This is a genomic window from Ferriphaselus sp. R-1, from assembly GCF_000746095.1.
GTDB lineage: Bacteria > Pseudomonadota > Gammaproteobacteria > Burkholderiales > Gallionellaceae > Ferriphaselus.
Genome location: NZ_JQKP01000013.1, coordinates 38766 through 51794 on the forward strand (window position 1 = coordinate 38766; position 13029 = coordinate 51794).

The window sequence follows — 13029 nt, forward strand, 5'->3', positions numbered from 1 at the left end:
TACTTAGACCTTGCGGAACACCAGCGAGCCGTTGGTTCCACCGAAGCCGAAGTTGTTATTGACCGCCACGTCGATCTTCATATCGCGAGCGGTGTTGGCACAATAGTCCAAATCGCACTCAGGGTCTTGCTCGAAGATGTTGATGGTCGGTGGCGACACTTGGTGATGTACAGCCAGTGCACAGAACAGCGACTCGATACCGCCCGCGCCACCCAGCAAGTGGCCAATCATGGATTTGGTCGAGTTCACCACCAGCTTGCCGGCGTGATCGCCAAAGGCCAGCTTGATGGCTTCGGTCTCGTTCTTGTCGCCCAGCGGGGTGGAGGTGCCGTGCGCGTTGACGTACTGTACTCCATCCGGATTGACCCCGGCATTGCGCAAGGCGTTCAACATACTGCGCTTGGGGCCGTCGGTGCTCGGTGCGGTCATGTGGTAGGCATCGGCACTCATGCCGTAACCCGCCAGTTCAGCATAGATCTTCGCGCCGCGTGCCTTGGCGTGCTCGTACTCTTCCAGCACCAGCACACCCGCGCCCTCACCCATCACGAAACCGTCGCGACCCTTATCCCAAGGACGGCTGGCGGTAGCCGGATCGTCATTGCGGGTGGACAGCGCACGGGCGGATGCGAAACCGCCCACTGCCAGTGCCGAGATGGTCGCCTCGGCGCCTCCGGCGATCATCACGTCGGCATCGCCGTACTCGATGATGCGAGCGGATTCGCCGATACAGTGGGTGCCGGTGGTACACGCCGTCACCACCGCCAGATTCGGCCCCCTCAGTCCATACATGATGGACAGGTTTCCGGAGATCATGTTGATGATGGTGCCGGGAATAAAGAACGGCGAGATCTTGCGCGGACCGGCTTCGAGGTAATCATCGTGTGTCTCTTCGATCATCGGCAAGCCGCCGATACCGGAGCCGATGTTCACGCCGATGCGCTCGGCGTTCTGCTCGGTGACTTCCAGACCGGAGTCCTTGAAGGCTTCGATGCCAGCCGCCAATCCGAAATGGATGAAGCGGCCCATGCGACGGGCATCCTTGGCTGGCAGGAACTGGGTGACATCAAAGTTCTTGACCTCACCCGCCACCTGACAAGCGAACGCAGTCGGGTCGAAATGCTCGATCCGACTGATGCCGGACTTACCGTTGACGATATTTTGCCAAGTTTCGGCAACCCCGATCCCGACCGGGGTGACTGCACCCAGCCCGGTGATGACTACTCTACGTCTTGCCAAACCAGACTCCGTTCCTGCAACCGAATGTGAGGTTGTTACTTTTGATTGGCGTTGATGTAGTCAACAGCCTGCTGCACAGTGGTGATCTTCTCGGCCTGATCGTCCGGAATCTCGCACTCGAACTCTTCTTCCAGCGCCATCACCAGCTCAACGGTATCCAGAGAATCTGCGCCCAAGTCATTGACGAACGAGGACTCGATCTTGACTTCGGACTCGTTGACACCCAGTTGCTCGGCAACGATCTTCTTAACGCGCTGTTCAATGCTAGACATGTATTTCTCCCTAACTCAGATTAACAACCAAAAAAGCTGCAGCATTCTACCAAACTTGCCGCATTTTCCAAAATTACCTTATTCCATCACCATGCCGCCGTTGACATGCAAGGTCGCGCCAGTGATGTAGGCCGCACCGGGCCCAGCCAAAAAGGCCGCTGCTGCCGCGATGTCGGATGCCTGCCCCAAGCGACGCAGAGGGACGTTATCGACCAGCTTGGCCTTCTGCTCGTCGCTCAGACCGTGGGTCATGTCGGTGGCGATGAAGCCGGGAGCGATGCAGTTGACGGTGATGTTGCGACTACCAACTTCGCGCGCCAGCGACTTGGAGAAGCCCACCATGCCTGCTTTGGCGGCGGCATAGTTGGATTGTCCGGCATTGCCCATGCTGCCGACCACCGACGAGATGTTGATGATGCGACCGGTGCGCGCCTTCATCATGGCACGCAGCACGGCACGACTCAAACGGAACACCGAAGTCAGGTTGGTGGCGATGATGTCGTCCCACTCTTCGTCCGACATGCGCGCCAGCAGGTTGTCGCGGGTGATGCCCGCGTTGTTGACCAGGATGCCGATCTCGCCGAACTGGCTGCGGATCGCGCCCAGCACGGCTTCGCACTGCGCGGCATCATTGACGTTGAGTGCCATGCCCGCGCCCTGCACGCCTGCAGCGGCGAGGTATTCAGAGATGGCGGCGGCACCCTTGTCGGTGGTGGCGGTGCCAACCACGGTCGCGCCGAGCTTGCCCAACTCCAGCGCGATGGCCTGCCCGATGCCGCGTGTAGCGCCGGTCACCAGCGCGATCTGTCCTTGCAAACTCATCTTCGTCTCCTTATGCCAGTGCCGCCAGCACAGCCTGAATGGCGGCACCGTCGTTCATTGCCAGCGCTTGCTGATTGGTGTCGATACGCTTGTTCAGCCCGGCCAGCACCTTGCCCGGCGCACACTCGACGTTGATGGTCACGCCCATGCCGCCAAAGGCTTGCACGGTTTCGACCCAGCGCACCGGGGAATACAGTTGGCGCACCAGCGCACTGCGGATGCTGGCGGCGTCACTGTAGCTGGCGACATCGGCGTTGTGCAGCACCGGAATGGACGGTGCGGCGATGGCGACGTTTTCCAGATACGCGCCCAGCTTCTCGGCGGCACCCTTGAGCAGGCTGCAATGCGACGGCACGCTCATCGGCAGCATCAGCGCACGCTTGGCACCGCGCGCCTTGGCGGCTTCCATGCCGCGCTCGACGGCGCTACGGTTGCCCGCGATCACCACCTGACCCGGCGAATTGTAATTGACCGCTTCCAGCACTTCGCCCTGCGCGGCTTCGGCGCACACGGCGCGCACCGCGTCGTCGTCCAGCCCCAGGATCGCGGCGATGCCGCCCACGCCTTCCGGCACGGCCTGCTGCATGCACTCGGCGCGGTAGCGCACCAGCGGCAGCGCATCGCGGAAGGCCAGCGCTCCAGACGCCACCAGCGCGGTGTATTCGCCCAGACTATGGCCGGCCAGCACCACCGGCTGCGGGCCATTCAGCGACTGCCAGGCACGCCACACGGCGACACCGGCAGTCAGCATCAGCGGCTGGGTGTTGACGGTCGCATTGAGCTGAGCGTCCTCACCCTCGGCAACCAGTTGCCACAGATCCTGATTCAGCACCTCGGAGGCTTCGGCAAAGGTATCGCGCACCACGGCGTGGTCGGCATAGCCCGCCATCATGCCGCGCGACTGGGAACCCTGACCGGGGAAGACAAAAGCGAACTTACTCATAACATGCATTCTTCGTAAAATTGTTAGCGAGCCTCAGTCAGGCTGCCAGCTGGCACTATTAGCCTTCTCGCAAAATCTTGGTTCAGTTTTATTTCACACCGAAGCCTCAAATCACCGGCCGCACTCCCTCCGGCAGCAGTAGAAGCCTCAAACTCACAGAAACTCACTCTAAATTTCCTGAATGAATCCATCGAAGCATCCAGTAGTTCAATGGCTCGTCGAGTGAAGCTTTCCTCCTCACCTGCGGTAGAAATACGCAATTGCAGAGTTTTTTCTGCCTGATCAAGCTTGGCAACACTCCACTGAGCTTCAGCAACTAAGCATTGCCGATATTCAGAATGAGAAATTCCCTCACGCCACTCACAATCTGCCAATACGTTGGAACTTAGCCCGGCTGCCACCAGAAACATGATTAATCGCATATTCCTGCCAGCCAACAACATCGTTTCTCACCACTTAACCAGCACCGCACCCCACACGAAACCGCCGCCGACCGCTTCCAGCAGCACGTTCTGGCCGGGCTGGATGCGTCCGGCGCGGACAGCGGTGTCCAGCGCCAGCGGGATGGAGGCGGCGGAAGTGTTGCCGTGTTCACCCACGGTCAGCACGACCTTGTCCATGCCCATGCCCAGTTTCTTGGCCGTGGCTTCGATGATGCGAATGTTGGCCTGGTGCGGCACCAGCCAGTTGATGTCGGCGTAGCCGAGATTCAAATCGGCCAGCAGTTCGTCCACCACTTCGGCCAGCACCTTGACGGCGAATTTGAACACTGCCTGCCCGTCCATGTACATGTAGGGCGAGCCTTCGATCTGGCCGTTGTTGATGCGCGCCTCGGCCTTGAGCATGCCGCGATGACGGCCATCGGCGTGCAGCTTGGCACCCAGGATGCCCGGCTGCTCGGACGCTTGCAACACCACCGCACCCGCGCCGTCGCCGAACAGCACGCAGGTACTGCGGTCGGTCCAGTCCAGCAAGCGGGTCAGCGCTTCCGCGCCCACCACCAGCGCAGTGCGCGCCTGGCCGCCACGGATATAGAGATCAGCCGTGTTCAGCGCATAGATGAAACCGCTGCACACTGCCTGCACGTCGAACGCCACGCCCTGGCGCACGCCCAGCTTATCTTGCAGGATGCAGGCAGTGCTGGGGAACACCTGATCGGGTGTGGTGGTAGCGACGATGATGAGGTCGATATCTTCCGCCGTCACCCCCGCTGCCTCCATGGCGCGGCGGCTGGCTTGCAGCGCCAGATCGCTGGTCAACTCACCTTCGGCGACCAGATGGCGCTCGGAGATGCCGCTGCGGGTGACGATCCATTCATGCGTAGTGTCCACGATCTTTTCCAGATCGTGGTTGGTCAACACTTTTTCCGGCAGGTAGCTGCCGGTGCCGATGATGCGGGAATAGGTCAAGATGCCGCCTCTTTCTGTTGTTGACGGTCCAGATGCCAGGCTTCGACACGCTCGCTGATATGCTCCAGCATCCCACCGCGCGCCTCTTCCGCCGCTCGCTCCAGAGCCGTGCCGAAGGCCAGCACATCCGCGCCACCGTGGCTCTTCACCACGATGCCGCGCAGACCGAGGAAGCTGGCCCCGTTGTAACGACGCGGATCGACGCGGCGCTTGAAGGCCTTGAGCACAGGCATCGCCACCAGAGCCATGGCCTTGGTCACGACGTTGCGATTGAACTCTTCCTTGAGGAAGCTGCCCAGCATGTGGGCCAGCCCTTCAGTGGTCTTGAGCGAGACGTTGCCGACGAAACCGTCGCACACCACCACGTCCACCACGCCCTTGAAGATGTCGTTGCCTTCGACGTTGCCAACGAAGTTGAGGTCGCTCGCCTGCAACAGCGCAGCCGCCTGTTTGACCACTTCGTTGCCCTTGATGTCTTCGCTGCCGATGTTGAGCAGGCCGACGCGCGGACGCTCGATGTGGTCAACCGCACTCACCAGCATGGAACCCATCAGGGCGAACTGCAGCAGATGTTCGGCGTTGCAATCGACGTTCGCGCCCAGATCGAGCATGCAGGTCTCGCCCTTGACGGTGGGCATGAAGGAAGCGATGGCGGGACGGTCGATGCCGGGCAGTGTCTTGAGCACGTAGCGCGCAGTAGCCATCAGCGCGCCGGTGTTGCCGGCGCTGACGCAAGCACCCGCCTGACCATCCTTGACCAGATTGATCGCCACGCGCATCGAGGATTGCTTCTTGTTGCGCAGCGCAAGCTGGGGCGACTCGTCCATACCCACGACCTCGGTCGCCGGATGGATCATCAAGCGCGAACTCTGGGAAACGTTCAGCGACTTCAGTTCTGCCTCGATCGCCTCCGGCAACCCCACCAGGATGATGGTGTCCTTGGGATGCTGACGCAGATGCTGAACCGCAGCAGGCACAGTGACCTTGGTACCATGATCACCGCCCATGGCATCGATAGCTAAGGTTACCCCCACTCTACGGTGCTCCTCGATTCATTAAGATGGACAAAGCCCGGCATGCATGGCATGACCGGGCTGGGAGAGGAGGCTATTACTCGCCCTTGGTCTTGACGACCTTCTTGCCGCGATAGAAACCGGTCGGGCTGATGTGGTGACGCAGATGGGTCTCGCCAGTGGACGGCTCGATGGCGGTCGCCGGGTTGGTCAGGAAATCATGCGCACGGTGCATCCCACGCTTGGATGGGGACTTCTTATTCTGTTGAACTGCCATTTCGTACTCCTAAAATTAAAAACTACTTGCTCTTCAATCCTGCCAGCACCGCAAACGGGTTCGTTTCCGGCTGACTCAATCCTGCGCTGTCGGCAACGCATTCACCCTCGGCGTGGCGGGGAGCGAACGGCAAAGCCAGCAACAACTCATCTTCCAGCAAACCGACCACATCCAGTTGATGCGTGGCGGCGATGCTATCGAACGCTTCATCCTCATCGGCGAACTCGTCCAGCTCGCCCTCCACCAGATGCAGGCGGGAAATCACCCGCACCGGATAGGTCATCGCTTCGAGGCAGCGCTGGCAACGAGGCTGGCAACTTCCTTCCAGCGACAACTCCAGCATCAGCCTGTCTTCCTTATCCAGGTAGCCGCGCAGCTCATAACGAATGACACCCTCGCCTGTCGCCAGCACATCCTGCAAACGCGGCAGCGCGGAGACCGCCACTTCACCACGCAACTCCTTGCCCTGACTGGCAAATTCCGAACTGTCGATGAAAGGCTGTGCAAACATGAGGCGCGCATGATATATATTTCGACCTCCCCTGTCAAAAATCACGGAAAAATCTTGAATTCTCAGCCGCTTGTTCTTGCCTCCACCTCGCCCTACCGCAGCGAACTACTCTCCCGCCTGCGCCTTCACTTCAAGACCGCCGCCCCCGATGTGGACGAAACTCCCTTACCCGGCGAATCCGCCCGCGACACCTCGCTGCGGCTGTCGCGCGCAAAGGCGCTGGCGGTCGCCGAGCGCTTCCCCGATGCCCTGATCATCGGCTCCGACCAGGTGGCCCTATTGGACGGACAGCAGATTGGCAAGCCGGGAAATCATGAGAATGCCGTGCGACAGTTGCAGGCGATGCGCGGCAAGACCGTGATCTTCTATACCGCGCTCACCCTGCACAACGCCCGTAGCGGCGAGACGCAAACCGGGGTGGCCGAGAACCGCGTCAGCTTCCGCATGCTGACGGATGACGAGATCGAGTCCTACCTGCGCATGGAGCAACCTTATAACTGCGCAGGTAGCGCCAAGTCCGAAGGGCTGGGTATCGCACTCATCGAACGCATGGAAGGTGACGACCCCAACGCGCTCATCGGACTCCCTATGATCCTGCTGATCTCGATGCTGAAAAATCAGGGCACCTCCCCTTTTTAACGCTTCACATAGCCACCGATTTTAGTTAGGATGCCACCTGAGTTCAGCTTCACCCATTCCGGCAAGACCCAATCAACCCTCTAGACATAAGTGAGACACACCATGAGCGAGCACATTAGTTATGTGACTGACCAATCCTTCGCCTCCGACGTATTGCAGTCGCCCGTTCCAGTTCTGGTCGACTACTGGGCGGAGTGGTGCGGCCCCTGCCGCATGATCGGCCCCATCCTGGAAGAAGTCGCAAAAGATTATGCTGGCCGCCTGACCGTTGCCAAACTGAACGTGGACGAGAACCAAGCCACTCCGGGCAAGTACGGCATCCGTGGCATCCCGACCCTGATGCTGTTCAAGAACGGCAACGTCGAAGCCACCAAGGTCGGCGCCCTGTCCAAGTCGCAACTCACCGCCTTCATTGACAGCCACATCTGAACCGATTAACCTCGCGCCTGCATTCGCCCCGCTGTAACACGAACCATTACCGAACAGCGGCAGTGCGGGCGCTTCCCGTCTGAATCCCCCTTTCCCCGGTTTTAACCCAAGCAGCATCACCCACTCATACCATGCATCTATCCGACCTGAAAGCCAAACACGTCACCGAACTCGTTGAGATGGCCGTTGCCAACTCGATCGACAATGCCAACCGCATGCGCAAGCAGGACCTGATCTTTGCGCTACTGAAGAATCAGGCCAAGAAGGGCGAGAGCATCTTCGGCGACGGCACGCTGGAGATCCTGCCGGACGGCTTCGGCTTCCTGCGCTCGCCCGACACCTCGTACCTCGCCGGCCCGGACGACATCTACGTCAGTCCCAGCCAGATCCGCCGCTTCAACCTGCACACCGGCGACTCCATCGAGGGCGAGATCCGCACCCCCAAGGACGGCGAACGCTACGTGGCGCTGGTCAAGGTGGACCGGGTCAACAACGAGCCGCCGGAGAACGCCAAGAACAAGATTCTGTTCGAGAACCTGACACCACTGTTCCCCAAGGAGCCACTGCGGCTGGAGCGCGACATCAAGGCTGAGGAGAACGTGACAGGCCGCATCATCGACATCGTCGCCCCCATCGGCAAGGGCCAGCGCGGCCTGCTGGTCGCCTCGCCCAAGTCCGGCAAAACGGTGATGCTGCAACACATCGCCCACTCCATCTCGGCCAACAATCCTGATGCGACCCTGATCGTGCTGCTGATCGACGAGCGTCCGGAAGAAGTGACCGAGATGACGCGCACGGTGCGCGGCGAGGTGGTCGCCTCCACCTTCGACGAACCGGCCACCCGCCACGTGCAAGTCGCCGAGATGGTGCTGGAGAAAGCCAAGCGCCTGGTCGAGCACAAGAAGGATGTGATCATCCTGCTCGATTCCATCACCCGCCTGGCACGCGCCTACAACACCGTCATCCCCTCCTCCGGCAAGGTGCTGACCGGCGGCGTCGATGCCAACGCCCTGCAAAAGCCCAAGCGCTTCTTCGGCGCAGCGCGCAACATCGAGGAAGGCGGCTCGTTGACCATCATCGCCACCGCGCTGGTGGATACCGGCAGTCGCATGGATGACGTGATCTACGAAGAATTCAAGGGCACCGGCAACATGGAAATCCACCTGGATCGCCGCATGGCCGAGAAGCGCATCTACCCGGCGATTAACATCAATCGCTCCGGCACCCGCAAGGAAGAGCTGCTGATCAAGGCCGACATCCTGCAACGCATCTGGGTACTGCGCAAACTGCTCTACCCGATGGACGAGCTGGAGGCAATGGAGTTCCTGCTCGACAAGATCAAGGCGACCAAGAACAACGCCGAGTTCTTCGACTCGATGCGCCGCTGATCTGCCCGCAGCGATGAGCCGCCCCTCTCTGGCGATCGTGGTGGCGATGGCGCAGAACCGCACCATCGGCATCGACAACACCCTGCCCTGGCGCTGCCCGGAAGACTTGCAGCATTTCAAGGCCCTGACCATGGGCCACCACCTCATCATGGGGCGCAAGACCTTCGATTCGATCGGCAAGGCGCTACCGGGACGCACCACCGTGGTGGTGACCCGCAACACGGCGTGGGCTGCGCCGGGTTGCATCGCCGCGCACTCGCTGCAACAGGCCATCGATGCCTGCCGTGGCGACGAGATCGCCTTCGTGGTGGGCGGTGCGGAGTTGTACGCCCAGGCTCTCCCGCTGGTAGACACGCTCTACGTCACCGAGATCGGACAGCCGGTGACCGGCGATGCCCACTTCCCGGACTTTTCGCCTGAAGCATGGCAGGAGACCGAGCGCAGGAGCAGCTCACAGGAAACACCGCAACCGTTGAGTTACGACTTCGTCACCTACCGCAGAAAGCCTGCCAAACGGGACAAATAAGCGAATCTTCTTGCGCCGTCAGGTGGATTCTGTTAATAAAGCGCGTTTTGAAAATTCCACCGATTCTGGAGATGTAAATGCCTCAACCTAGCAAGCCCGTCGCCGCGTACAAACCCAAAAAGGGTGAAGCCTATATGAGCCCGGCCCAGCTGGAGCACTTCCGCTCCATACTGGGCAGCCTGAAGACTGAGTTGAGCCACGAGATCGACCGTACCGTGCATACCATGCAGGACGAAGCCACCGTGTTCGCCGACCCCAACGACCGGGCCAGCCAGGAATCGGACATGAGTCTGGAACTGCGCAACCGCGACCGCGAGCGCAAGCTAATCAAGAACATCGACAAGATGTTGGTGCGCATCGATGAGGGCGATTACGGCTACTGCGACAAGTGCGGCATCGAGATCGGCCTGAGCCGCCTGGAGGCGCGCCCCACCGCCACGCTGTGCATAGACTGCAAGACGCTGGAAGAGATACGCGAAAAACAGATGGCGCGCTGATCGGCCACCTGCCTCAAAGATGAAGCCCGCTTGCGCGGGCTTCGTCGTTTCAAGGCCGGGGCGTGTGACCCGGCTAAGGCTTGCGCTGATCTGGCCGCACGCGCGCGGTCAGCATGACATCGGCCTCATCGCCATCCACGGTATTGCCCGCCGCATCCAGCAGCGGCTGGTCATAATCGTTCCAGCCGCGTACCCCGGTCCGGAGCGAAACGACGTTGCGGAACCCCATGCGCAGCATCACATCGGCAGCCAGCACCGAACGCTTGCCGGAGCGGCAGATCACCACGATCTCGGCCTCCTGACCACCGGCCAGCTCGGGCACGGTCTCGTCATAATCCCACTCGCAGGATTGCTCCAGCACGCCGCGCGGCACATTGATCGAACCGGGGATGCGCAGCGCCGCGAACTCTGCCGGCTCGCGCACATCGAGCAGGATCAGCGGCACACCGGTCGCCAGTCGCGCACGCAAATCCCAGGGCTGGATCTCGCGCACCCGCGTCAGCGCCTCAGCCACCATCGCGTTGTAAGCGACCATGCTCACTCCCGCTCGAACAAGGCGATGGATTCGACGTGCGAGGTGTGTGGAAACATGTTCATCACGCCAGCCGCGCTCAGTTTGTAGCCGTGCACCTGCACCAGCAGGGACGCGTCACGCGCCAACGTCGCCGGGTTGCAGCTCACATAGACGATGCGCCGGGGCGCGATCTCCGGCGTAATCGCCTTGACCAGCTCGATGGCACCGTCACGCGGCGGGTCGATCAGCCAGCGGTCGAACCGGCCCAGCTTCGCCAACTCCGCCGCATCCATCTCGAACAGGTTCATCGCCATGAACGCGGTATTGGCCGACAGGCCGTTATGGGCGGCATTCTGCGCAGCGCGTCTCACCAGCGCGGCACTGCCCTCGATGCCCAGTACCTGTGCGCCGCTGCGCGCGATGGGCAAGGTGAAGTTGCCCAGACCACAGAAGAAATCGGCGATGCGCTCGCCCGGCTGCGGAGCCAGCAAGCGCACGGCGCGGTGCACCATCACCCGGTTGAGCTGGTGGTTGACCTGGGTGAACTCGGTCGGCGCGAACGGCATCTCGATGCCGAATTCGGGCAAAGTGTAGGTCAGCGCGGGCGCGTCCAGCGGATAGAACGGCTTGACCGTGTCCGGCCCCTTGGTCTGCGTCCAGAACTGCACCTTGAACTCGTCCGCATAGGCACGCAACTCGGCTTCATCCTGAGGGCTGAGCGGCCCCAGGATACGCAGCACCAGCGCATCGACGTTGTCGCCGCAAGCTACCTCGATCTGCGGCAGCTTGTCGCGGATGGATAGCTTGTCCATCAGCTTCACCAGCTCGGTCAGCCGGTAGCCGATCTTGGGCGGCAGAATCTCGCACTGGCTCATGTCGGCCACATAGCTGCTGCGTTTCTCGTGGAAGCCGACCAGCGTCTTGTCCTTCTTGATGACGTGACGCACCGACAGCCGCGCCCGCTGGCGGTAGCCCCAGGTCAGTCCGTGCATGGGCGGCAGTATGGTCTCGGCCTTGACCTTGCCGATGTGCCACAGATTGTCCTCCAGGATGCGCTGCTTGGCGGCGACCTGTCCGCGCCGCTCCAGATGCTGCATCGAGCAACCGCCACACACACCGAAGTGCGCGCACTTGGGCTGGACGCGCATGTACGACGACTTGAATATCTGGCCGACCTGCGCCACTTCGAAGTTCGGCTTCTTGCGAAAGGACGAATACGTCACGCGCTCGCCCGGCAGCGCGCCGTCGATGAAGATGGTCTTGCCTTCGTGCCGCGCAACACCGCGCCCTTCATAGTCGAGCGACTCGACCGTCACCTGCTGATTTTCCGCCATGATCCCTACCGTTCCGGCTGGACTGCGCCAGCCTCTATCTTCAACAAAATCCGTCCTGCTGCCGTCCCCGCCAGCCCCCACCCCAACAGCACGCCCGTGCTGTTCGCCAGCATGTCGGCGTACTCGAAATAGCGATAACCCGTCATCCCTTGCAGGAACTCGATGCCGACACCCATCGCCACGAACGCCAGCCCCAGCCTCACCCTGGAGTACGCCAACTGGCAGAACCACAGCATCAGCAACGCGTAGGCCAGCGCGTGCTCCAGCTTGTCCACGTTCCAGAATTGAACCGGTTCGGGGGGATGCGGTGTCAGCGAAAGGTAGAACACCACGGCCACCCACAGCCAGCCCAGAACCAGCCAGGCCTTGCGTATCGCCGTCATGTCAAACCGGCCAGGCTGCCAGATATTCCTGCCAGTGCGGCAGGTCCAGCTTGCCCAGCGTGGCGCGCACCAGCTCGCATTCCCGCTGATACTGCTCGCGGGTGAGCTGCCCGCGCATCATCTGGAAGCGCAGATAGACCAGCCATGTGTTCACCACGTCGGTCTCGCAGTAGTTGCGTATCTCGGCCAGACGGCCCTGCTGATACGCCTCCCACACGCGGCTACCGTCCATGCCCAGCTTGCCGGGGAAGCCGATCAGCTTGGCCAGCTCGTCCAGCGGCGCATTGGCGCGGCCCGTGTACATCGCCAGCAAGTCCATCAGATCGAGGTGGCGGGTGTGGTAACGGCTGATGTAGTTGTTCCATTTGAACTCGCGGTCGTCCTCGCCCATGTCCCAGTAGCGCGGGCTCTGCACACCGTGGATCAGCCCGCGATAGTGCAGCACCGGCAGATCGAAGCCGCCGCCGTTCCAGCTCACCAACTGCGGCGTGTATTTTTCGATGCCGTCGAAGAAGCGCTGGATCAGGCTGCCTTCGTCCTCGTCCAGCCCGCCCAACGTCCACACCCGAAAACTATCGCCCTCGCGCAAGGTGCACGAGATCGCCACCACCCGCTGCAGATGATGTTGCAGGAAATCGCCGCCGGTCTTCTGGCGACGCATCTGAAAAGCCATCTCTGCCACCTCGGCATCACTGACCGCGCCATCGACCTCATACAGTGTGCGCAGCCCGGCGATGTCGGGAATGGTTTCGATGTCAAAAACGAGAGTGGGAGTCATGTACGGTTCCGCCACCCTCCCCCGCGACAGGGGAAGGCGGATCATTTAAATTCAGTGG

The 13029-nt window shown here is 61.2% G+C and carries 18 protein-coding genes; 5 read left to right on the forward strand and 13 right to left on the reverse strand.

Features of this window, described 5'->3' with window-relative positions; all coding sequences use genetic code 11:
- Positions 1 to 3 precede the first annotated feature (3 nt).
- The 9 genes from fabF to DM08_RS08810 all read right to left on the reverse strand — a co-directional run bounded on the left by fabF (position 4) and on the right by DM08_RS08810 (position 6483).
- The gene (gene fabF / locus DM08_RS08775) at positions 4 to 1236 is read right to left on the reverse strand and encodes a beta-ketoacyl-ACP synthase II (RefSeq protein ID WP_035384283.1); all 1233 of its coding nucleotides are present in this window, start codon (positions 1234 to 1236) and stop codon (positions 4 to 6) included.
- A 35-nt stretch (positions 1237 to 1271) separates the two neighbouring features.
- Positions 1272 to 1508 (reverse strand): acyl carrier protein, encoded by a 237-nt coding sequence (gene acpP, locus DM08_RS08780; protein ID WP_035384284.1) that lies wholly within the window; start codon positions 1506 to 1508, stop codon positions 1272 to 1274.
- Positions 1509 to 1586: 78 nt separating this feature from the next.
- Entirely contained in the window at positions 1587 to 2330 is a 744-nt protein-coding gene (gene fabG / locus DM08_RS08785) for a 3-oxoacyl-ACP reductase FabG (RefSeq protein WP_035384285.1), read from the reverse strand.
- Positions 2331 to 2340: 10 nt separating this feature from the next.
- On the reverse strand, positions 2341 to 3273 hold the full coding sequence (gene fabD, locus DM08_RS08790; RefSeq protein WP_035384286.1) for an ACP S-malonyltransferase: 933 nt from the start codon (positions 3271 to 3273) through the stop codon (positions 2341 to 2343).
- 23 nt (positions 3274 to 3296) lie between these two features.
- Positions 3297 to 3683 (reverse strand): lysozyme inhibitor LprI family protein, encoded by a 387-nt coding sequence (locus DM08_RS12590; protein WP_161780281.1) that lies wholly within the window; start codon positions 3681 to 3683, stop codon positions 3297 to 3299.
- Positions 3684 to 3722: 39 nt separating this feature from the next.
- Positions 3723 to 4682, reverse strand: a complete 960-nt coding sequence (locus DM08_RS08795; RefSeq protein WP_035384287.1) for a beta-ketoacyl-ACP synthase III — start codon at positions 4680 to 4682, stop codon at positions 3723 to 3725.
- Positions 4679 to 5716: a phosphate acyltransferase PlsX gene (gene plsX / locus DM08_RS08800; protein ID WP_035384288.1), complete on the reverse strand. Its 1038-nt coding sequence runs from the start codon at positions 5714 to 5716 to the stop codon at positions 4679 to 4681. Before plsX ends, DM08_RS08795 begins: the two co-directional genes overlap by 4 nt.
- A 76-nt stretch (positions 5717 to 5792) precedes the next feature.
- Positions 5793 to 5972 carry a 50S ribosomal protein L32 gene (rpmF, locus tag DM08_RS08805; protein WP_035384289.1) on the reverse strand — a complete coding sequence of 60 codons (180 nt, stop codon included), beginning with the start codon at positions 5970 to 5972 and terminating at the stop codon, positions 5793 to 5795.
- A gap of 22 nt (positions 5973 to 5994) precedes the next feature.
- Positions 5995 to 6483, reverse strand: a complete 489-nt coding sequence (locus DM08_RS08810; protein ID WP_035384290.1) for a YceD family protein — start codon at positions 6481 to 6483, stop codon at positions 5995 to 5997.
- Between the two features lie 9 nt (positions 6484 to 6492).
- Between DM08_RS08810 and DM08_RS08815 the strand changes: the two genes are divergently transcribed.
- The 5 genes from DM08_RS08815 to dksA all read left to right on the forward strand — a co-directional run bounded on the left by DM08_RS08815 (position 6493) and on the right by dksA (position 9962).
- Positions 6493 to 7122 (forward strand): Maf family nucleotide pyrophosphatase, encoded by a 630-nt coding sequence (locus DM08_RS08815; RefSeq protein WP_051938036.1) that lies wholly within the window; start codon positions 6493 to 6495, stop codon positions 7120 to 7122.
- A gap of 102 nt (positions 7123 to 7224) precedes the next feature.
- Complete coding sequence (trxA, locus tag DM08_RS08820) at positions 7225 to 7551, forward strand: thioredoxin TrxA (RefSeq protein WP_035384292.1); 327 nt, start codon at positions 7225 to 7227, stop codon at positions 7549 to 7551.
- A gap of 131 nt (positions 7552 to 7682) precedes the next feature.
- Positions 7683 to 8939, forward strand: a complete 1257-nt coding sequence (gene rho, locus DM08_RS08825; protein ID WP_035384293.1) for a transcription termination factor Rho — start codon at positions 7683 to 7685, stop codon at positions 8937 to 8939.
- A gap of 13 nt (positions 8940 to 8952) precedes the next feature.
- Positions 8953 to 9465, forward strand: coding sequence for a dihydrofolate reductase (locus DM08_RS08830; protein ID WP_035384294.1), 513 nt, complete (start codon positions 8953 to 8955; stop codon positions 9463 to 9465).
- Between the two features lie 77 nt (positions 9466 to 9542).
- Positions 9543 to 9962, forward strand: a complete 420-nt coding sequence (gene dksA / locus DM08_RS08835) for an RNA polymerase-binding protein DksA (RefSeq protein ID WP_035384295.1) — start codon at positions 9543 to 9545, stop codon at positions 9960 to 9962.
- 73 nt (positions 9963 to 10035) lie between these two features.
- On the opposite strand, the gene DM08_RS08840 is transcribed toward dksA, so the two are convergent.
- From DM08_RS08840 to DM08_RS08855, 4 genes are read right to left on the reverse strand one after another with little or no spacing between them, the layout of a single operon-like run.
- Positions 10036 to 10497, reverse strand: a complete 462-nt coding sequence (locus DM08_RS08840) for a rhodanese-like domain-containing protein (protein ID WP_035384296.1) — start codon at positions 10495 to 10497, stop codon at positions 10036 to 10038.
- Positions 10498 to 10499: 2 nt separating this feature from the next.
- Positions 10500 to 11810, reverse strand: a complete 1311-nt coding sequence (gene rlmD / locus DM08_RS08845) for a 23S rRNA (uracil(1939)-C(5))-methyltransferase RlmD (protein ID WP_035384297.1) — start codon at positions 11808 to 11810, stop codon at positions 10500 to 10502.
- Between the two features lie 5 nt (positions 11811 to 11815).
- Positions 11816 to 12193, reverse strand: coding sequence for a VanZ family protein (locus DM08_RS08850; RefSeq protein ID WP_035384298.1), 378 nt, complete (start codon positions 12191 to 12193; stop codon positions 11816 to 11818).
- Position 12194: 1 nt separating this feature from the next.
- A complete protein-coding gene (locus tag DM08_RS08855) occupies positions 12195 to 12971 on the reverse strand; it encodes a 3'-5' exonuclease (RefSeq protein ID WP_035384299.1) in 777 nt (258 codons plus the stop codon).
- Between the last annotated feature and the right edge of the window lie 58 nt (positions 12972 to 13029).